The sequence below is a fragment of the Solibacillus silvestris genome (assembly GCF_051967575.1).
In the GTDB taxonomy this organism is placed as follows: Bacteria; Bacillota; Bacilli; order Bacillales_A; family Planococcaceae; genus Solibacillus; species Solibacillus silvestris_B.
In genome coordinates this window covers 91,112-112,839 of record NZ_JBQCJW010000009.1, presented here as the reverse complement: position 1 = coordinate 112,839, position 21,728 = coordinate 91,112, and the positions used below count along the sequence as shown (strand labels likewise).

The 21,728-nt window shown below is 39.6% G+C and carries 20 protein-coding genes; 6 read left to right on the top strand and 14 right to left on the bottom strand.

Annotated features, from left to right (window positions below):
• Positions 1-13: 13 nt before the first annotated feature.
• The 3 genes from ACTHOQ_RS08400 to ACTHOQ_RS08390 form a co-directional block, all read right to left on the bottom strand.
• On the bottom strand, positions 14-940 hold the full coding sequence (locus tag ACTHOQ_RS08400; RefSeq protein ID WP_440495449.1) for a manganese-dependent inorganic pyrophosphatase: 927 nt from the start codon (positions 938-940) through the stop codon (positions 14-16).
• Between the two features lie 120 nt (positions 941-1,060).
• Positions 1,061-1,909 carry a MurR/RpiR family transcriptional regulator gene (locus tag ACTHOQ_RS08395; RefSeq protein WP_440495448.1) on the bottom strand — a complete coding sequence of 283 codons (849 nt, stop codon included), beginning with the start codon at positions 1,907-1,909 and terminating at the stop codon, positions 1,061-1,063.
• 391 nt (positions 1,910-2,300) lie between these two features.
• Entirely contained in the window at positions 2,301-3,533 is a 1,233-nt protein-coding gene (locus tag ACTHOQ_RS08390) for an MFS transporter (protein ID WP_440495447.1), read from the bottom strand.
• Between the two features lie 294 nt (positions 3,534-3,827).
• On the opposite strand from ACTHOQ_RS08390, the gene thrC reads away from it, so the two are divergent.
• The 3 genes from thrC (at position 3,828) to ACTHOQ_RS08375 (ending at position 6,805) form a co-directional block, all read left to right on the top strand.
• Positions 3,828-4,886: a threonine synthase gene (gene thrC, locus ACTHOQ_RS08385; RefSeq protein ID WP_440495473.1), complete on the top strand. Its 1,059-nt coding sequence runs from the start codon at positions 3,828-3,830 to the stop codon at positions 4,884-4,886.
• Entirely contained in the window at positions 4,883-5,788 is a 906-nt protein-coding gene (gene thrB / locus ACTHOQ_RS08380; protein ID WP_440495446.1) for a homoserine kinase, read from the top strand. The genes thrC and thrB overlap by 4 nt, the downstream gene beginning before the upstream one ends.
• A 369-nt stretch (positions 5,789-6,157) precedes the next feature.
• Complete coding sequence (locus tag ACTHOQ_RS08375; RefSeq protein ID WP_440495444.1) at positions 6,158-6,805, top strand: NAD(P)-dependent oxidoreductase; 648 nt, start codon at positions 6,158-6,160, stop codon at positions 6,803-6,805.
• Positions 6,806-6,869: 64 nt separating this feature from the next.
• Here the strand turns inward: ACTHOQ_RS08375 and zupT are convergent, their stop codons facing one another.
• The 11 genes from zupT to hflX form a co-directional block, all read right to left on the bottom strand.
• A complete protein-coding gene (gene zupT / locus ACTHOQ_RS08370; RefSeq protein ID WP_440495443.1) occupies positions 6,870-7,691 on the bottom strand; it encodes a zinc transporter ZupT in 822 nt (273 codons plus the stop codon).
• A gap of 130 nt (positions 7,692-7,821) precedes the next feature.
• Positions 7,822-8,433, bottom strand: a complete 612-nt coding sequence (locus ACTHOQ_RS08365; protein WP_440495441.1) for a phosphatase PAP2 family protein — start codon at positions 8,431-8,433, stop codon at positions 7,822-7,824.
• 121 nt (positions 8,434-8,554) lie between these two features.
• A complete protein-coding gene (locus ACTHOQ_RS08360) occupies positions 8,555-8,887 on the bottom strand; it encodes an antibiotic biosynthesis monooxygenase family protein (RefSeq protein WP_440495439.1) in 333 nt (110 codons plus the stop codon).
• A gap of 61 nt (positions 8,888-8,948) precedes the next feature.
• Positions 8,949-10,004 (bottom strand): siderophore ABC transporter substrate-binding protein, encoded by a 1,056-nt coding sequence (locus ACTHOQ_RS08355; protein WP_440495437.1) that lies wholly within the window; start codon positions 10,002-10,004, stop codon positions 8,949-8,951.
• 179 nt (positions 10,005-10,183) lie between these two features.
• Positions 10,184-10,951: an iron ABC transporter ATP-binding protein gene (locus ACTHOQ_RS08350; RefSeq protein ID WP_440495435.1), complete on the bottom strand. Its 768-nt coding sequence runs from the start codon at positions 10,949-10,951 to the stop codon at positions 10,184-10,186.
• On the bottom strand, positions 10,948-11,904 hold the full coding sequence (locus ACTHOQ_RS08345; RefSeq protein ID WP_440495433.1) for an iron chelate uptake ABC transporter family permease subunit: 957 nt from the start codon (positions 11,902-11,904) through the stop codon (positions 10,948-10,950). Before ACTHOQ_RS08345 ends, ACTHOQ_RS08350 begins: the two co-directional genes overlap by 4 nt.
• Complete coding sequence (locus ACTHOQ_RS08340; protein WP_440495431.1) at positions 11,891-12,847, bottom strand: ABC transporter permease; 957 nt, start codon at positions 12,845-12,847, stop codon at positions 11,891-11,893. The genes ACTHOQ_RS08345 and ACTHOQ_RS08340 overlap by 14 nt, the downstream gene beginning before the upstream one ends.
• A 282-nt stretch (positions 12,848-13,129) precedes the next feature.
• The gene (gene menC, locus ACTHOQ_RS08335) at positions 13,130-14,239 is read right to left on the bottom strand and encodes an o-succinylbenzoate synthase (protein ID WP_440495429.1); all 1,110 of its coding nucleotides are present in this window, start codon (positions 14,237-14,239) and stop codon (positions 13,130-13,132) included.
• A 37-nt stretch (positions 14,240-14,276) separates the two neighbouring features.
• On the bottom strand, positions 14,277-15,110 hold the full coding sequence (locus ACTHOQ_RS08330; protein WP_440495427.1) for a GNAT family N-acetyltransferase: 834 nt from the start codon (positions 15,108-15,110) through the stop codon (positions 14,277-14,279).
• A gap of 318 nt (positions 15,111-15,428) precedes the next feature.
• Complete coding sequence (locus ACTHOQ_RS08325; RefSeq protein WP_440495426.1) at positions 15,429-16,913, bottom strand: peptide MFS transporter; 1,485 nt, start codon at positions 16,911-16,913, stop codon at positions 15,429-15,431.
• A gap of 328 nt (positions 16,914-17,241) precedes the next feature.
• On the bottom strand, positions 17,242-18,540 hold the full coding sequence (hflX, locus tag ACTHOQ_RS08320) for a GTPase HflX (RefSeq protein WP_440495424.1): 1,299 nt from the start codon (positions 18,538-18,540) through the stop codon (positions 17,242-17,244).
• Positions 18,541-18,656: 116 nt separating this feature from the next.
• Between hflX and ACTHOQ_RS08315 the strand changes: the two genes are divergently transcribed.
• The 3 genes from ACTHOQ_RS08315 (at position 18,657) to ACTHOQ_RS08305 (ending at position 21,678) form a co-directional block, all read left to right on the top strand.
• Complete coding sequence (locus ACTHOQ_RS08315; RefSeq protein WP_440495422.1) at positions 18,657-19,820, top strand: class I SAM-dependent methyltransferase; 1,164 nt, start codon at positions 18,657-18,659, stop codon at positions 19,818-19,820.
• 200 nt (positions 19,821-20,020) lie between these two features.
• A complete protein-coding gene (locus ACTHOQ_RS08310; protein WP_440495420.1) occupies positions 20,021-20,641 on the top strand; it encodes a DUF47 domain-containing protein in 621 nt (206 codons plus the stop codon).
• A gap of 20 nt (positions 20,642-20,661) precedes the next feature.
• The gene (locus ACTHOQ_RS08305; protein ID WP_440495419.1) at positions 20,662-21,678 is read left to right on the top strand and encodes an inorganic phosphate transporter; all 1,017 of its coding nucleotides are present in this window, start codon (positions 20,662-20,664) and stop codon (positions 21,676-21,678) included.
• Positions 21,679-21,728: the final 50 nt, after the last annotated feature.

Below are 21,728 nucleotides of genomic sequence, written 5' to 3'. Positions count from 1 at the left end.
GATTTTCCCGTCGCTATTTTAGACGTTCTGTTAATACTGGAACGATTTGCTTTTTACGAGATACAACGCCAGGCAAAGAAATGCGTCCATTGATAATTTCTGCACCGAACGCCGCCGCAGCCGCTTCTGCAACTTGTCCAGCTGCCACTGCTGTTGAATCATTATTCAAAATGTCAGTTACAACGAAGAAGAACAAATCCAGCCCGTTATCCGCCACATTTTTATTCAATAGGTTTTCAAGCTCTTGTTGGCGACCTAGAATGTCTTCGATATCAACCGCATTTACTTGCGCGACCGTTGCTTTGTATTCGCCAAATTCAAAGCCTTTCGCATCTAGCGACAATAGGTCTTCCAATGACTTGTCTGAAAGGTCTGCACCTGCTTTCAGCATTGCCAAACCGTACTCGCCTGTTTCAACACCAGCAAGAACGGTCAATTCGGCGCCTGCCTTTACATCTTGCTCTGTGCAAGTAGGTGATTTGAATAATAATGTATCTGAAATAATAGCCGATAGCATTAAACCTGCAATATTTGCCGGAATTTCCACATTATTTTCTTTGAATAATTTATTTAAAATTGTTGCCGTACACCCAACCGGCTCGGCACGGAAATATAACGGATCTGCAGTTTGGAAGTTAGCAATACGGTGATGGTCAATCACTTCCGCGATTTGCACTTCTTCAATGCCGTCTGCTGATTGCTGGAATTCGTTATGGTCAACTAAAATTACTTGTGCCGCTTCATCTTTTACGTTTGCAATTAAACGCGGCGCCTCAAAACCGAACTTTTCCAGCGCGAATTTCGTTTCGTTATTCAATTCTCCAAGGCGCACCGCTTCTGCATCCACATCTAATTGCTGTTTTAAGTATGCATAAACAATCGCCGAAGTAATTGTATCTGTATCTGGATTTTTATGTCCGAAAACTAATGTTTTACTCATAATTGAGCCTCCTGTATAAAATGCTTTTTCGCTCTCCATTTTAACATAACGGAAGAGGAGAGAAAAATAGAAGTTTCCTTAAAAAAAACCGTAAAGGCCATTACTCAGCCTTTACGGTTTTTAACTAATAGCAATTAAATTAGGTGACTTTTTCATGCTTCTGCTCTTCCCGAGATAATTTTCATATTGCTGCGGATTTTGGCTCACCATTGATTCGACTAAAATATGCAATAAAGAGAAAATAGCAATCGTACATGTAGCGCCGCCTTCTAGCGCAGATGGGACAATCAACACTGTATGGGCAGGCTCCGGTATGGAAATGAGCTTTTTATCCCGGATCGCGGCAATTTTCACATTTTTCCTTTTCGCGATTTCCACAGATGTCGCCACGTCTTCATATTCATCATCCAATGAAATGACAACGAGCAAAGAGTCCTCATCCATAAGCGCCAATTGCTGGGCGATTTTATCTGCCTCATGCTGGATAAAAAACACTTGCTCCCGCAGCATCTTTAAATTACTGTACATCCAAAATGCTGCAGGTGCCGATTGTCTAAAACCCAAAAAGTGTATTCTTTTTGAGTGATGCAGCAATTGCACCACTTCTTCGACATCACGCTCGTTCAATTCATTAAAAGTTTTAGAGATACCGGCAATATCCTGCTTTACGATATCTGCGCCAATATGTTTTCTGATTTTTTTCGCGGGCATAGCCTTTTTCACTTCGATTATTTCGCCTTTTTCGATTAAGTATCCTTTTACTTTGTCTTGAAGCTCACTAAAGCCTGCTAAATCCATCGCATAACAAAATCGAATAACAGTTGATTCACTTACATCTGCAAGTCTGCCAACTTCAGAGGCAATTTGTGTCGCCACAACATTAGGATTATCCATGACAAACTGAGCTACTTTCCGCTGTCCTTTTGATAATCGAATATACCTTCTTTTAATATCATCACAAATACTCAATTCCTACATCTCCTTTTCTTGTATTCTTCTCATTAAAAATAAACTCTACCATTAGTCCACATGTAATGACGCCTAAAATAGAGAATGGCAACTATTATGTTGTACTTTACCGTGCAGTAATTTCTTAATAATAGAAAATACATTAACATGAATATTAATAGAATTCAATGATTTTTCTGAAAAAACTTTAGCAGACTAAAGAATCGAGGGCTTTGAGTAGGAAATTGACAAGAATTTGTAAAACTTATTCTTTATAATTAAACAATTAACAAAAACTTACTATCCCTATTTATTTAATGGGAATATTTCTGCTGTATAAAAGGCGTTTAAAGGGGCCTGCCCATTAACTTTCGGACAGACCCCTTTCGATATTTTTTCCCGTGTTTCCGTTTTATTGCAATTCTGTCTGTTTTGTTTCTTTTCCTAAAAATATAACAGCTAACACACCAATGACAATCGCCACACAGAAAATTGTAAAGATATAACTAATATCATAGCCTTTCGTTAAAAGCGAGCCAACTAACAGCGGGCCGAAAATACCACCGACACGCCCTACAGCTGCTGCCATTCCAGCTCCTGTTCCACGTACAATTGCCGGGTATTGCTCTGGCGTATAGGCATATAAAGCGCCCCATGCACCTAAGTTGAAGAATGAAAGCAGCATACCGGAAATTAATAACGTTGTGATTGTTTCTGCCCCGCCAAATACAAATGCGCTTGCCGCTGTACCTAATAAATATGTAACTAATACAAACTTACGGCCAAATTTCTCGATAAACCATGCAGCTGTGAAGTATCCAGGCAATTGAGCCAATGTCATGATTAATACATATTTAAAGCTCGAGATAAGATCAAAGCCTTTCCCTACCATCACACTCGGCAGCCATAAAAACATCCCGTAATAGGAAAATACGACCGCAAACCATAAAATCCACAGCATAATTGTGGAACGCGCATATTTTTTCGCCCAAACTTCTGCTATGTTTTGGAAGATAGAGCGCTTTTTCGATTCTGCTTTCACTCTGAATTGCGGGGAGTCCGGTAGCTTCATTCTTATATAAATAGCATAAAATGCCGGAATTGCCGTTATTAATAAAGCGACACGCCAACCTTCAATCGGCCAAAACTCAGCAGGGATTACAAAATAGGAAATAATTGCTGCTATTAGCCAGCCTCCCGCCCAAAAGCTCTCTAGAAGGACAACAACTTTTCCTCGTTCTTCCGCTTTGACACTTTCAGATACTAATGTAGACGCGACAGGCAATTCCCCGCCAAGCCCCATTCCAACGAAGAAGCGCAAAATTAAAAAGAGCGTTAATGTAGTTGTGAATGCGGATAGCCCGCTTGCTACCGAGAACAATATTAATGTCCACATAAAAATCTGCTTGCGCCCCACTTTATCGGCAAGTACGCCGAAAAGTAGCGCGCCTACAGCCATACCGATAGAGTTGACACTGCCAATCCATCCCATTTGGCTGCTATTTAATCCCCAATCTACTGCAAGCGCAGCAATGATAAAGGAAAGAATCCCTACATCCATCGCATCAAACATCCAACCAATTCCAGCAATACGCAACAATTTATTGCGGGATAATGGTTTTTGTCCGTTCGTTTCCACTGACATTTACTTTTCCACCTTCCATATGTCTTTACACTTGACTTAACATTAATATCATACATTTGTTTCTTAAAAGTGACAACCATTATTTGACTTCTTCCGACGTGTATTTGGACATCTGCTGAAAGAAATGAAACACCTGCCGCCAAATAAAATCAATTATGCCGGGATCAATAGGTTTTATTGAATTATTTGGACAATTTATTATTTCCTATTGAAATAGCCATCACATAGGTTTAAAATGTCTTGTATATAAAAACAAATGTTCACCTAGCGAGAACAGAAGGAGCTTAAATGTCTATGTGGAAAGGTCTTATCGAAGAATATAAACAGTATTTACCTGTTACTGAAAATACACCTGCACTCTCTTTAAATGAAGGAAATACGCCTTTAATTCCGTTAGTAAATTTGTCAAAGGAATTAGGCATCGAGCTGTACGGGAAAATTGAAGGCGCAAATCCAACAGGCTCATTTAAAGACCGCGGAATGGTTTTTGCCGTTGCGAAGGCGATTGAAGAAGGTTCGAAAGTAGTTATTTGCGCTTCTACAGGAAATACATCTGCCGCTGCCGCTGCTTATGCAGCACGGGCGGGCATTCAATCGATCGTCGTCATTCCAAAAGGAAAGGTCGCACTTGGCAAATTGGCGCAAGCTTGTGTATATGGCGCGAAAATCATTGAAATCGAAGGCAACTTTGATGATGCATTAAATATTGTGCGCAAAATCGGGGAAACAACACCGATCGCACTTGTTAACTCTGTGAATCCTTATCGTATTGAAGGACAAAAAACAGCGGCCTTTGAAATTGTCGATCAGCTCGGGCAATCACCTGATTACTTATGCATCCCAGTGGGCAATGCAGGGAATATTACAGCTTATTGGAAAGGCTTTAAAGAATATGATGAAGCAAAAAAATGCGGTCTCCCGAAAATGTACGGTTTTGAAGCAGAAGGAGCAGCTGCCATCGTAAGCGGCAAGCCAATTGCAAATCCTGAAACCATGGCAACTGCTATTCGCATCGGTAACCCTGCAAGCTGGAAATATGCTGAAGCAGCACGTGACGAATCAGGCGGCCTAATTGATGCTGTAACAGATGACGAGATTTTAGCTGCGTACAAGTTAATCGCCGGCAAGGAAGGAATTTTTGTTGAACCAGGTTCTGCTGCATCATTGGCAGGTGTTATTAAATGTGTGAAGGCTGGTAAAATTGCACAAGGCAGCCGTGTCGTATCAGTATTTACGGGCAATGGCTTAAAAGACTCGGATACAGCAATGAGCGTTTCAACTGTTGATTTAGTATCCCTTAAAAATGACGAACAAGAAATTCGGCGCTACATCGAGGGCGTTTTCAGTTTATGATGGGGAAATGGCAAATCAAAGTACCTGGCAGTACAGCAAATTTAGGACCTGGATTTGACTCGATTGGCCTTGGGTTATCACTTTATTTAACTTTAGAAATAACATTGCAGGATGAATGGGAATTTGTTCATATTGGAGACAATGTGCCTTCCGATACAACAGTTGAAACACATTTAGTCTATAGTATTGCACAACAAGTAGCGAAGCAGCACAACAAGCCATTAAGACCGTGCAAAGTCGAAATGGCAAGTGAGCTTCCTCTTGCGCGGGGGCTCGGCAGCAGTGCGGCAGCAATTGTTGCAGCCATTGAATTGGCCGATATTTTAGGAGAATTAGATTTATCCACACAGGATAAATTGAATATTTCCTCTCAAATTGAAGGACATCCCGATAATGCGACAGCTTCCGTACTAGGCGGATTGACTATTTCCTCTATGGATGAACAAGGGATTGTCGACACGCTGCATATTCAAGAGATTGATGCAGCATTTGTTGTGTTTATTCCGAATGTAGAGCTGAAAACAGCTGATTCACGCGGGGTTTTACCAGATCAATTTGACCGTGGCTATGCAGTTCGTGCCAGTGCAAATGCGAATATGCTTGCCGCTTCTTTAATCGCGAAAGATTATGTGCGTATCGGCCGGTATATGGAGGCAGATCTTTTCCATGAGCCTTTCCGTGCTCAGCTTATACCAAATTATGCGGAAATCCATGAAGCGGCAAAAAGCGCCGGAGCATATGGGACAGCATTAAGTGGTGCAGGTCCAACATTGATATCCATGATCCCGCTTCATGTATCCGAGCAATTCGTTCTTTCGATGCAAAAGCGATTCCCTGCACACAAAATCGTTTTAACAACAGCTTCCCCATCAGGTTCGACCGTAACAGCCTATGGATGGTGAAAGCTCATATGAAACACAAGGCAATTTATTTGGCGGGCGTTTCAAAAAGCACGAAGAAAAGTCGCAAAGCCATGTGCAGCATGACTTGATGACTTTTGTGCTGGCCCACCAAAAACATCTTCTCTTTATTTTACTCTTTGCCAACATCACCTTTATGCAAAGTGATCCACAACATCAGAGACCATAATCTTCTATATAATTAGAAAAACTTATAATTTCTATCTGCCCGTTTAAAATGCACCTTAATTTCCAAGTCGAAAATAAGGAGCATTTTTTAGTTTAATTATTTCTGCGTTTTCTTCTTCCATGCATAATTTCTTTCATTTTTGGGTATATTAATAAATCTACTGTTAGAAAGGGGTAATATTAATGAAAATTGCAGTAATCGGTGCTGCTGGTAAAGCAGGTACTCATATTTTACGAGAGGCTTTAATGCGTAACTTCGATGTCACAGCTATTGTAAAAAATAAGGCGACATTACAAGAGGAAAATATTCAAATCATTGAAAGCGACTTATTTAATTTAACGAAGGAACAAATTGCCTCTTTTGATATTTTAATTAACGCCTTTGCCCCGCTGCCAGGGGAAGAGCATTTACACATTACGGCAGGTCAGCATTTAATTTCCCTGCTGGAGGGAACAACAAAAAAGCTGTTCGTTGTAGGTAGTTCAGGATGCCTTTTTGTTAACCGCGAAAAGACGGTCCGCTTAATGGATCTTGAAGATTATCCAGAGGAGCTTGCGCCTGCAGCAAAGGCTCAATTGCAAAACCTTCACGATTTGGAAAGTTCATCGATTCAATGGACGTTTGCAATCCCGTCTGCCATGTTCGATTCAGATGGACCTCGCACCGGCCACTATATTAAAGGGGAAGAAAAAATTTTAGTAAACTCGCAATTCAATAGTTATATTAGCTATGCAGACTTTGCTGTGGCACTACTCGACGAAATTGAAAAAAATGAATATCAAAATACAACATTTACTGTTGCATCCGAAAATGTGACAGCTGCTTCCTAATAGCCAAAAGCCAGCATCTTTTATATGATGCCGGCTTTTTTTATAACATACTTCTAACAGCGTTTTAAGTTAATAGCACTAGGCTCACTGCCATGACAGCCATACCCGCCACCAAACCGTAAATCGAGGAATGTGCCTCATCATATTTTTTTGCTGCAGGAAGCAATTCGTCGATGGAGATGAATACCATAATACCAGCGACGCCCGCAAATATAACACCGAACATCGTATCCGTCATAAATTGCATAAGCACTAAATAAGCGATCAACGCTCCCAATGGTTCTGATAAACCAGAGGCGAACGACCATTTAAACGCCTTCATACGCTTCCCTGTTGCATAGAAAATAGGAATAGCTACAGCAATCCCCTCCGGAATATTATGAATTGCTACAGCTATTGCTATTGCTATTCCGACATTCGGATCTTGCAGCACCGACATGAACGTCGCGATGCCTTCCGGAAAATTATGAATCCCAATCGCCAGTGCTGTAAATAATCCCATCTTCATTAAACGATCTGCCTCTACATCCTCAGCGCCAACCAATTGCGCTTTTTGGACATCTTCTACAGATTTTACTTCATGGGGGTTTTTACCTTTCGGAATAAAACGGTCAATTAATGCGATCAATAGCATACCCCCAAAAAACCCTAGCAATGTAAGCCAATACCCCGTCTTTTCTCCGTGGACGTTAACTAAAGCATCTTTAGCTTTCACAAAAATTTCGACAAGTGATACATAAATCATTACGCCCGCCGAAAATCCTAGGGCGATTGATAGAAACTTTTTGTTTGTGCGTGTAGTGAAAAAGGCGATTAAGCTGCCGATTCCTGTAGCAAGCCCTGCAAATAATGTTAAACCTAACGCAAGCAATACATTTTCATCCATATTATTCTCCTTTATTTTTTATTCATTTTCTAAATTATATGCGAAATGTTTCCCTAATGCAACTTTCTTCATTGAAGTAACATCTTATGCAATAAACCAACTTTATATTTAAAAAAAGAATTCCCTATAATCAGGAATCCGGATCGTTATTTTTATACTTCCTTGACTCATACCATATTACGCAAATGATGAACCAAATGTAACCGATGCTCCATCCAGCTAATACGTCTGTAGGGAAATGACGTCCTTCTGCAATGCGTGATAATCCGATAAAAAATGCGAGGACAATAGCGATAACCCAAGCAGCTGCCGCCTTCTTTCTGCTATTCGTCATCTTCGAAAATAAATAGGCCAATGTTAGCAAATACAATACACCCATTTGGGAATGCCCCGATGGAAAGCTGAATGTTGCAAGCTGATCGGCAATTTCCGGGCGAGGTCGCTCAAAATAATGCTTTAATAATCGGTTGATGCTATTTCCGACCGCTAATGTCAGCAATACAAATAACATACCACGATAATTTTTACCGTAAACCCATAAGTAGAGCAATAGCATGACCGCAATGACTAAAATAAAATTTGTTTCCCCTATATAATGAAATGAAATGATGATGTCATTTCCTTGAAACAAAGATTGGATTCGTTCGTCAAATGCCATAAAGCTCGCTGAATCATAATTAAGAGCGATAACGGAAAAAATCGCTAAAGCAACTAATGCAAATAGGAATGCCCCTTTTTTCACGCTTATCCCCGCTTCCATCCGTACTGCTATTTTTACGTTTATTATAATATATGCAATTTAGGGAAACAAAAAATCTACCCCGCTAAAAAATTTAGCAAGATAGATTTTTATATAAGGATTATTATTCCACAACTGTGTAATTGCCGTGTTCCATGGAAATGACGAATTCCGGCTTCGGTGGTTTACCGCCATGCTCCTGGATTTTTGCCTTATGGCCCGCAATATGTTCAGGACTCTTTTCCCAAGCCTTCCAAGCTTCTTCCGATTCCCAACGGATGATCATGATTACTTCTTCTTCACCGCGACGAACATTTTTTATAAGCAGCTCGCGGCTAATGAAGCCTTCACGCTGTTCTATTAAAGATGGGCCTTGACCAGGTTTTTTCCCAAAACGCTCGATAATTTTATCGGAATTACCTTCTGTTACGATCCATTTGCGAATTTGCACGAACATATAAAACCCTCCTCTTTTTCCAAAAAGGCATGTCTCGCATTGAGACATGCCTTATACAATATTATTTTAATTCGTTTAGGATTTCATCTAATTTCTCTGCTTCAGTCGTAACACCGTTAGAAGAGAAATACCAGTTCACTCCGTCCAAGTAAACGATTTTGTCTTCTTTGTAAGCACGAGTTTGTTTGATGATATCGTTTTCAATGTCAGCTTTAATTGTTTCTACATCTGAAGCTGTGCGGTCAATGATTAATAATACTTCCGGGTCTACAGAAAGAATTGATTCATAAGAGAAATCAGAACCGTGTGATGAAGCTTTGATGTCAGTAGTTGATGGTTTGAAACCAAAGTCATTGTACACATATGCGAAACGAGAATCTTCACCGTTGTCGAAACCAGAGATCTTTTTGTCGTTGTACATTGCTACTAATGCATTTTCATAGCCAGCTGCTTTTTCTTTAACAGCGTCAACTTTTTCTTGTAATGAAGCTTTTAATTCTTCCGCTTTTTCTTGTTTGCCGAAGATTTCAGCAGCTAAGTCAACTGTTTCAAATACGCCATCTACATAGTTCGAGTTATCAGAACCGATGAATACTACGTTTGGTGTAATTTCTTTCAATTCTTCATAGAAAGAACCTTGACGACCTGAGATGAAGATTGCATCCGGATTAGCAGCTGCTACTTTTTCGAAGTCGATTTGTTTTAAAGAACCAACGTCAGTAACTGAATCAGTTAAATATTTTTCTTTTAAATGCTCAGGGAAGTTACCTTTACCGCCGTTTGCAGCGATACCAACGATGCCTTCCACACCTAATGCATCAAGTGTATCTAAGAAACCGTAGTCAAATACTACAATGTTTTTTGGCATTTCTTCAAAAGTCACATCTTCAAACGTAAGTGATTTACCATCTTCAGTTTCACTGCCTGCCGATAAAGAAGATACTGTCATTGGGAAGACAGGCGCTTCTGTTGCTGCAGTTTCTTTATTATCAGTGCCTGCTGTTTGCTCTGTAGCCGCTTTATCGCTATCGTCCTTTGTTGATGTTTCTTCGTCTGCACCACATGCCGCTAACATTAATGTTAATGCTGCTGCCGTTAAAAATTTCCACTTTTTCATTTTTACTATTTCCTCCTACTATACTCCCGAGCGAGAGTGATAATCGTTTTCATTTGACTACCGTTAGTCTAAATCAAGCAGATAATATTGTCAATCCATTTTTTGAAATTAATATTCATTCTCAATTAACTTCAGAAAATAAATGTATAAGCGAGCGCAACTTATACATTTATTACCATTTAGCTATGTGAATTAAAGTATACGCAAATACGACAGCCATCCTGTTCTTGTACTGGAATATGCATATCGTAAACTTCCCGCAATGCTTCAGAGTTGATAATTTCATGTGTCGGACCATCTTTTACAAGACGTCCATCTTTTAATGCCACAATTCGATCAGAGTATACTGAAGCGAAGTTAATATCATGCAAAACAATAACAACCGTTTTTCCCAACTCATCCACAAGCTTGCGCAAAATTTTCATAATTTGGACAGAGTGCTTCATATCCAAGTTATTCAATGGTTCATCGAGCAAAATATACTCAGTGTCCTGGGCGATAACCATTGAAATAAATGCGCGTTGCTTTTGCCCGCCTGATAATTCATCCAAAAACTTATGTTGCATATCGCCGAGTGTCATATATTCAATCGCACGGTCGATATGTTCCTCATCCTCTGCTGTTAAACGCCCTTTTGAATATGGATAGCGCCCAAATGATACGAGTTCACGTACAGTTAAACGTACATTTAAATGATTGGATTGACGCAAAATGGCCACACGTTTCGCGAAATCATTCGACTTCATTTTTTTTACGTCATTTTGATCTAATAATACTTCGCCTGTATCTGAATCAAGCAATCGGCTTACCATCGATAATAATGTCGACTTGCCGGCTCCGTTAGGTCCAATAAATGAAGTGATGGCTTTCGGCTGGATATTTAATGTGACATCTTCCACAACTGGTTTTTTTCCAAAGCTTTTGGAAATCCCTTTAATTTCTATCATCCTGCTTTCCTACTTTCCTTCAGTATTAGATAAATAAAGTACAGTCCGCCGATAAAGTTAATGATTACACTGATCGTCGTACTTAAATTGAATACATGCAGCACTAAAAACTGCCCACCGACAAGTGCAATAATACTAATTAAACTCGCACCCACTATTAAAATGGAATGCTTGTACGTAGCAAAAAACTGATATGACAAATTTGATACGATCAGGCCTAAAAACGTGATCGGACCAACAAGCGCAGTTGATGTTGCGATTAAAACAGAAGATAAAATTAATACTTTCAATACAATTTTATCATAATTAACACCTAAATTAATCGCATTTTCACGCCCTAAAGACATGACATCCAAATCGCGCAATAAACGATAGCCGTAGATGAACGATGCACCCAAAATAATGACAGCAATGAGCAACAGCTCTGTCTTCACATTCATAAAGCTTGCAAATAAACGTGACTGCAAGCTTTCATATTCCACCGGGTCAATAATAACTTGCAGAAATGTCACGAAGCTTCCAAGCAATGTCCCGATAATCATCCCTGCAAGCAATAGCAGGAAGATTGGATGTTTATCAGCTCGGAATAGGAAACGGTATAAAATTAGTGCGAATAATACCATCGCCGCAATTGATAATCCGAAGTTCAAATAACGACTTACTACAAAAATCGATGCAGAGCCCGCAAAAAAGAAAATAAGTGTTTGTACCACTTCATACATCGAGTCTACACCCATCATGGAAGGTGTTAATAAGCGGTTATGTGTGACAGTTTGGAATGTTACAGTCGCATAGGCGATCGCTGTACCTGTAATAATCATCGCCAGCACTCGCTCCACACGTTTAGGGAAGGCATAGCTAAAACCGCCCTGGATATTATATAAACAGAATAATAATATACAAATAATCGCGATTACCGCTAAAACAATCAGCTTCGTACTATTTTTTCGCATATGCTTTCCCCCTAAACAACATCACTAAGAAGATTGCACTGCCGATTACTGCAACCGTTGTATTTACTGGAATTTCAAATGGGTACACAATAAGGCGACTCAAAATGTCACACATCAATAGGAAGGCTGCTCCTAAGAAAATCGTATGCGGAATCGTTTTACGTAAATTGTCTCCCAAATATAATGAAACTAAGTTTGGCACGATTAATCCTAAGAAAGGAATAATCCCAACCGTTAATACAACTGTCGTTGAAATAATCGCAACAAGCACTAAACCGAGATTCAGCACGGTACGATAGCTTAATCCAAGGTTTTTGGCAAAATCCTCGCCCATTCCTGCTACCGTAAACTTATTGGCATATAAGTACGCAAGGATAATGGCGGGCACAGCTACATAAAGCAATTCATAACGGCCAGACACGACAAGTGTAAAACTTCCTAGGAAGAATGTATCCACGCTTTGCAATGCGTCCGCCTCATAAGCGATAAATGTTGAAATCGCGCCAATAATGTTTCCGTACATAATACCGATGAGGGGCACAAAAATAACGTCCTTGAATTTTATGCTTTCAAGAAGACGCATGAAAATCATCATACCAATCAATGCAAAAGTGAAACTGAATATAATTTTCTCCATATAGCCGACATTTGTAAAAAATACCATTGATACTACAATACCTAGCTTGGCAGCATCTAAAGTACCCGATGTTGTCGGTGATACGAACTTGTTTCGGCTCAAGCTTTGCATGATTAAACCAGAAATACCCATCCCTGCCCCAGCAAGTATAATCGCCATTAATCGCGGCACTCGACTCATTAAGAAAATTTGTGTTTTATCTGAATCCCAATCCAATAAATCGGACGGTCTAATGTCGATTGCCCCAATAAATAGTGATATAAAGGACAGAACGATGGTTGCTGCAACGAGCATCCAAAGTCTCATTTCATTCTCCCACTATTCTATATATATTTTGGATCTTTATATATTCCGAAGATTCTCAATGAAAATGAGAATCAATTCTTTCCCTACATCATTATATAATTGCTAATAGTGAAAATCAAACACCCAATTTTAAATAAAGCGTTTTTGATTGGATAATAAACTGAAAAATATGTATTTAAGAGCAATTCCCCGTTTTACCTACTATTTCTAGTATGTATATAATAGGAAGAAAAACATCAAATTTAAAAGACCACAATGTTTCGACGAATTGTGGTCTTTCATTTATATCCGGTATGTTGTTTTATTTACACTGTATTTTTCTATTAATGCATGATTTACTTCATAGCCGAGCCCTTGTTGTTTGGGAACGGCAATATATCCGTCTTTTACCGTTACTTCGGGGGTAATAATATCTTCATGCCAGTAACGCTCAGAAGCTGCCGTATCGCCTGGCATCGTAAAATTGGCAAGACTTGTAAGCGCCACATTCTGGGCACGGCCGATACCTGCCTCCAGCATGCCCCCACACCATACAGGAATATGATGCTTCATACAGTAGTCATGAATCCTTCTCGCCTCGCTAATACCGCCAACCCTTGCGATTTTAATATTAATCACACCACAGCTCCCGATTTGTATCGCTTTTCGGGCATCCTCTAAAGAATTGATGCTTTCATCCAAGCAAATCGGTGTCTTGATTTGCTTTTGCAATATGGCATGGTCGATTAAGTCATCATGGGCAAGCGGTTGTTCAATCATCATTAAATTAAATTGATCAAGCTGTTTTAATCGCTCGATATCCTCTAATGTATAAGCGGAATTTGCATCTGCCATTAAAGGGATGGCAGGGAAATTTACCCGAATTGTACGCAAAAGTTCAATATCTTTCCCTGGCTTGATTTTTACTTTAATTCGCTTATAGCCCTCATCCAAATAATGCTGAATCGTCGTGATAAGCTGTTCGTCTGTAGGCTGTAAACCGATGCTAATACCCACTTCGATCTTTTCCTGTGCCCCTCCGATGACTGCCGCTAAGGGCTTTTTCATCAGTTGTGCATAAATATCCCATACCGCGCCTTCAATCGCCGCTTTTGCCATATTGTTGCGGCGAATGGATCGAAAACGCTCATGCACATCATCCGGGTGTTCCAGCTCTGCGCCCAGTAATGCAGGAATTAAAAAGTCCTCCAGCATATGGAGAGAAGTTTTAAACGTCTCCTCAGTATAGAAAGGCTCCTCAAAAGCGACACCTTCCCCCCAGCCGATTATACCGCTTTCGTCCTTTGCTTCCAGCACTAAAAAGCGTTTATTTTGCATCGTTCCGAGACTCGTTGCAAATGGCGTTTTCATGCGCATTAATAGTTCATGCACTGTCACTTCTGTCAATTTCATGTACATTGCTCCTATTCATCATTTCAACAGCGAATAACTATAGAGCGAATAAAGAGCGCTTTACAAGCAAGTAATGACTAATATGTTCATCTTTTTTCTTTAAGTGAATAATTTTATATTCTTGTTCAAACATCGCTTGTAAAATATGTCTTGTTTTGTAGCGCCAATCTTCCGCCAAAGCCGCACTTTCGACCTTTATTTTCTGGAAGTTTGTTGGGATCGGTAATGTATATGCATCATGAATGAGCGCTTCTTCTTTACTGAATTTTTGCTCCGGATCCAATGTTGGAAGTCCTACCGTATTTGCGCCCCAATTTACAATCGGTTTCGCTTCATCAAGCAGCTCCTCAACTTTTGCATCCCAGCGCAAATAATCATTATCGACAAGCTGCCATTCCACACAAAGACGATCTGTAGGCAGTGCTCTATTAAATGGATCTTCCATCTCGCCATAACAGTTTTCAATATATGTGTCGCTATGACTGCGCAATTTGGAAAAGTTTAAAAATCCGCTGCGCGCTTCAAGCGGATCAAATGTCCAGCGGCAATTTCGATAACCACGCTCAATCGCAATATCCTTCAAATAATTTTTTAACAACTCTCCTACACCTTGCTCACGGTAATTACGCTTAACACCGAGCATATGGGAATACAAGTACACATGCTCATCCATATATCCCGGGCAACTATAGTTAAAGCCGATTATTTCTTCATTTAAATATGCACCAAGTACAATCCCGCCATTGCGGATCGTCGCAATCGTTTGGTGAACAGGGATGCTTCCGACAGCCCAAATTCCATGCTCCAGCTTGCGTGCCTCTTCAATTTGCTCAATTGTCGTTAATTCCTTAATCGTCACTGATTCCAACATAATTTTTGCCTCCCCTATAGTTACTTTTTATAGTGTCATTCAAATTACCCTTGTTTTATTCGTACACCTGTCATCCACCATGCCATCTTACATGGCCTGTTAAGGTGTGTGTAACCTTCGGGAATCGCCTGCAGCAATTTAGGCGAAGCATTCAAGCTTCCTTGCCAAAATTCTGTTGTAGACCATTATTATAAGCATAGCCCCAATTCCATTATATACCACAAGTTGCCTTTTAAAGTAGTTAACTTTTATTATTCCTTTCTAACCAAAAGAAAAAACCTTTATTTATAGAAAATCTATAAATAAAGGTTTTAAAATTTATTTAATGCCGCGCATCGCTTTTGAGATGATTGGCGAGATGAATAAAATAATAATACCAATCACAATTGATAAACCGCCCAATACACCGAAGTACATTGTTTCTGATACAATTTCATAAACACGAACTAGCTGTGCGTTGATTGCTTGGGCAGCAGCTGATGCTAGGAACCATAATGCCATCGTTTGACCTGCGAATGCAGCCGGCGCCAATTTTGTTGTTGCAGATAAACCAACAGGCGACAGCAATAACTCACCTAATACTACTAAGAAGATTGACAGTACAACCCATAATGGATTTACTAATGTGCCTTCTGGCGTTATAACAATTGCCGCGATCATAATTAAGAATGATGCCCCTGCAAAGAATAATGAATATGCAAATTTACGGGGTGTCGATGGACCAGCATTCCCCAATTTTGTCCATAATAATGCAAATAATGGAGCCATTGTGATGATGAATAACGGGTTAAATGATTGGAACCATGCTGCCGGGATTTTAAAACCCCATAAATTTAAATTTGTGCGTGTATCAATAAAAGTCGCTAAAATTGTTGAAGATTGCTCTGCGATTGCCCAGAACATAACCGCACAAATGAATAATGGGATATATGCTAATAAACGAGATTTTTCGTCTGCATTTGTTTTTGGACTGCGATACATATAAAAAATGAATAATGTCGGAATCGTGACACCAAGAATCGTAATTAATACAGAGAAGTTTTTAATGTTTGCGTTACCTGTCATGTAAGCAATGACACCTAAAACAACAATGACCAAGCCGCCGATTGTGAAATTGCGGACTGTTGTTTTCTTCTCTTCACCCGAAAGTGGGTTCGGTGCTACAGAACCTGCTAAACCAAGGCTCTTTTGTGACATTAAATAAACGACCAACCCAATGAACATACCTACTGCAGCTACACTGAATCCTGCGTGGAAGCCCCAGTTTTTTTGGAATAAACCAACTAAAAGCGGCGCTAAGAAACCACCCATGTTGATACCCATGTAGAAAATAGAGAAACCAGAGTCACGACGTGCATCGTTTGGTGCATATAAATCGCCGACTACTGATGAAACGTTCGGTTTTAATAAACCAGTACCAATAATAATGAAGAACATTGATAAGTATAATGCTGAAACACCGAGCGGCAACGCAAGTAAAATATGACCGATCATTATTAATATACCGCCATAGAATACCGCTTTACGCGTACCAGTAATTCGGTCGGCAATCCATCCGCCGATAATGCCTGACATATAGATTAATGAACCATATATCGACATAATAATATTTGCTTGTGTGCGATCTAATCCTAATCCGCCATCTTTAACCGCGTAGTACATGTAGAAAAGCAGGATGGCACGCATACCGTAATAAGAAAATCGTTCCCAAAACTCTGTGAAGAATAATGTAAATAACCCTTTAGGTTGACCAACAAATCCTGTTTGAGGAACAGATTTCACAATTTCTTCTTTTGTATACATTTCGAAATCTCCTCCGATTAATAAATATTCCGACAATAAAGTCTGTTGTCTGACATTTGAAATAATATATTCCAACACTTTAACGCAATAATTAAGCAAAATCAACAAATAATCAAAATGTTATAATTTTGAGTTTTTTCGTTATTTTCAGATAAATTGAACAGATTATCACAACTAGACGATCTGTATTATAGAGGAATTAACTATATAAAGAAAATATTTAGACTCTTCCTTATATTGGAGTAATCTCCTTAAACAAAATAAAAAGCTAAAGTACTTTGCGAATACGCAGTACTTTAGCTTTTGCAATGACATATAAAAAATACTTTTATTTCACAACATATTTTTCATATTTTTTATAATCAATTTCTTTTAATTCTGCTGTTAAAAGCGTGCCCTCTTCCTCGTACGCTGTTTCCAAAATGGTTGCATGCTCATTTAAATAAGAAACGATTGTGCCCTGCTCATACGGAATAAGCATTTGGCACGTTATATAGTTTGCGAAGATTTGCTTGCGGATAAGCTGCAGCAATTCATCCAGCCCGATATCTTCCTTAGCGGATAGCCAAATATTGTCCCCGCTTACTAACGGATATTCCACATTCGCCAAATCGGATTTGTTGTAAACGTAAATTGTCGGTATGTTCTCCACATCGATTGCTTTCAATGTTTCGTTCGTTACGTCCATCATGAAGCGGTATTCTTCATTTGAAACATCGACTACATGCAATAGCAAATCTGCTTCCCGCGCTTCTTCCAAAGTCGAGCGGAATGCCTTTACTAAATGATGCGGAAGCTTACTGACAAACCCTACTGTGTCCGTTAATAAAAATGACTTATTGTCCTCGAGATCAATATTGCGGACGGATGTTTCCAATGTCGCAAACAGCATATCTTTTTCAAACACCTGCTTCGTATCATTTTGACCGGCTTTTGCCAGCAGCTGATTCATAATCGTGGATTTCCCTGCATTTGTATAGCCTACAATCGAAACGACAGGTACAGCATTTTTGCGGCGTTGCTTCCGCTGTGTTTCGCGCTGTTCCTTCACCGCTTCCAATTCTTTTTTGATTTTTGAAATCTGGTCTTCGATTTTTCGGCGATCCAGCTCTAGCTTCGTTTCCCCCGCACCACGGTTTTTAAATCCGCCTCCTGTGCCTCCGCCTTGACGCGATAAAGACGCATGAAGCCCAACTAGACGCGGCAGCATATACTGTAATTGAGCGAGCTCCACTTGTAATTGCGCTTCACGTGTTTTCGCCCGGCGACTAAAAATATCTAAAATAAGCATCGTGCGATCAATCACTTTGCACTGTAAATCACGCTCTAAATTTCGAATTTGCGATGGCGATAGCTCATCATTGAAAATGACGATATTCGCATCCGTTTCCTCAAAAAAGGCTTGGATTTCTTCAATTTTCCCCGTACCTACATAATGCGATGGTGTCACCCGCTCCAAATTTTGCGTCACCATACCGACAACTTCCACATTCAATGCTTCCGCCAAATTCGCCAATTCTTCCATTGAATAATCAAAATGCTCATCCTTCTGTAAATTCACACCAACTAATATACCGCGTTCAATCAATACTTCTACATCTTTCAAGCTTTTGCCTCCTTGCTTCATGCAAACCTTTTTTCCATCGTATCACACAATTCAAAAGCCTGTACAATGACACGACAAAAGCGCATTATAATACTATAAGGAACACGATTATACGGAAAAAAGAAAAGGCGGTTTTTATGGAATTTGAACAAATGAAAGTGCAGCTGCTTGCACTCATTTCTAATAAAACATTACTTCAGGCAACAATTAGTCAGCCTCGTCAAAAATCGAATGACTTAAAAAGGATAAAGCTAAAACCAGTGGAAATACGCGGGGATTATATGATTCAGCTTGAGTATCAATATGAGCGTATTTTAAGGCACGAAAATATTGGCCTGCATGATTTGGCGGCAAAATTCGAAATGCTTTTTGAACAGTTCCGACAAGTGCATGCAGAATTTCAGGAACAGACGATACAAGTGCAGCTTTCGAAAAAAAACAAAGTGCTCTGGAAATCAGACCAAAACGCGTCAGCAAAAGAAGTGAATTTAACGCATAACCGAAAAAAGCAATATTTATTGGATGATTCGAAAATCCACCCATTTTTAGTACGTTTAGGTGTGCAGGCCGAAGATGGAAAAATAAAAAAGCAAAAATACGACAAGTTTAAGCAGATTAACCGATTTATTGAATTTATCGATGATTCACTGGCACATTTGCCTAAAAGTAAACCAATTCGTATTTTGGATTTTGGTTCCGGGAAATCGTATTTAACATTTGCGTTGTATCATTATTTAAAGATTGAAAAAAGACTCGATATCCATGTCACAGGCCTTGATTTGAAAAAGGAAGTAATTGAAGAATGCAATCGCATTGCACAGGATTTGCAGTATGAGGATCTCCAATTTTTAGTTGGCGATATTAATGACTTTAATGAGGAAACAGCTGTCGATATGGTTGTAACCCTTCATGCTTGCGATGTGGCGACAGATATGGCTTTAGCGCGTGCGGTAAAATGGGGGGCTAAAGTCATCTTAAGTGTCCCTTGCTGTCAGCATGAGCTCAATCGCCAGATTCAGACGCCTGCATTGTCAATCATGACGCAGCACGGGCTAGTGAAGGAGCGCTTCGCCGCATTGGCGACTGATTCGATTCGTGCAGAGCTTTTATCGCTTGTCGGCTATGAAACACAGCTGCTGGAATTCATCGATATGGAAAATACACCGAAAAACATTTTAATTCGTGCATACTTTACAGGGAAAAAGCCGACAAATGAACAACGAGCAAAATATGACGAATTTGTGCGCTTCTTAAATGCGGCTCCCTTTTTGGAAAAAGAGCTCAAGCATTTACTCATATAGCGGATTTCTTCTCATCATTCCAAAAATTTGCTTACTATTGACTAAAAGAGGGAAAATGTTCAATAGCGGCTTATATTACAGAATTGTAAAGATTAAGACGACAAGCGTAAATTTTGTGTAGATTTTTTAAAGTTTTTGTTATGATGATTGAGGTTAAATTTTAAATACAATTTGATTATATAGATTCAGGAGGCAATTCCATGTTCAGTTCAAAGAAGCAAGATCCATTTTTCGCGGCACTATTAAAAATTGCCGAAAACATGCGTGAAGGAATTCATTATGCAAATGATTCCCGCATTGTAACGGTTGCGGATTTAAAGGAAATTAGCATTCGTATGAAGCAATACGAAACAGCGGGCGATAAATTAATCCATGAATTGATCGTCATGCTGAATAAATCATTTATGACACCGATTGAGCGTGAGGATATTTTATCATTGGCGATCCGCATGGACGATGTTTTAGATGGAACAGAAGGTACAATTGGACATTTTGAAATGTTTTCATTGACAGAAATCGATGATTCGATGCGTGACTTTTTGGCGTATATCGCAAAATCCACGGATGAAATTGTAAAAGCGATGGAGCTATTAAACAAAAAAGATCTTGTTGGGATGCGTCAGCACGCGATTTTAATTAAAGATTATGAGCGTGAATGTGATGAAGTATTGCGGTCATCAATCAAAAAGCTATTTTTAAATGAAAAAGATCCGATCCGTCTAATCAAATTCAAAGATATTTATGAGCAATTGGAAGAAATAGCCGATTACTGTCAAACTGTCGCAAACACAATCGAAACAATCATTATGCGTAACGCGTAATTAATAAGGAGTCCTTTTTAATGAACACACTACTTATCATTACCGTCTTAGTAGTCTTTTTTGCACTCGCATTTGACTTCATTAATGGTTTCCACGATACAGCAAATGCCATCGCGACATCTGTTTCAACACGTGCCCTGCCGCCTCGCGTGGCTGTCGTAATGGCTGCCATCATGAACTTTCTCGGTGCCATTACATTTGTAGGAGTGGCAAAAGCAATCGCGTCAGATATCGTCGATCCGTTTTCACTATCGACACCTGAAGCGCCATTAATCGGTTCTGTCGTCATATTAGCTGCATTACTTTCAGCGATTACATGGAACCTGGTAACCTGGTATTTTGGAATTCCTTCAAGCTCTTCCCACACACTGATCGGCTCGATTGCAGGTGCAGCCATCGCAGCATCGGGTATTGGGGTTTTGAACTATGGCGGTTTCACAAAAATTATTATCGCTTTATTGGCTTCACCGGTTATCGCTATTTGTGCCGGCTATTTGATGATGACATTAATGAAATTTATATTTAAAAACATGAATCTATATAAAACAAATAAAGGCTTCCGCATTATGCAAATTTTCACTGCGGCAGTCCAGTCATTTACACACGGAACGAATGACGCCCAAAAAGCGATGGGTATTATTACAATGGCACTTATCGCAGCCAATTGGCAAACGACGGATGATGTGCAAGTCTGGGTACGTTTTGCCTGTGCCCTTGCAATGGGTCTTGGTACGTCAATCGGCGGCTATAAAATCATTAAAACAGTTGGCGGTAAAATTATGAAAATCCGTCCTGTAAACGGTGCTGCTGCAGACCTTTCTTCTGCATCAATCATTTTTGGTGCGACATTAATTCACTTGCCTGTATCAACAACACATGTTATTTCTTCTGCAATTATGGGTGTTGGTGCTGCTCAAAATGTAAAAGGCGTAAACTGGGGAATGGCACGTAAAATCATTACAACATGGATTATTACAATGCCGATTTCAGCGGTTATGGCAGCGGTTATTTATACAATATTAAATATATTCTTCTAACATGGAGGGTAGGGATGCTTCGAAATATTTCTTCGAACAACCCTCCCTCT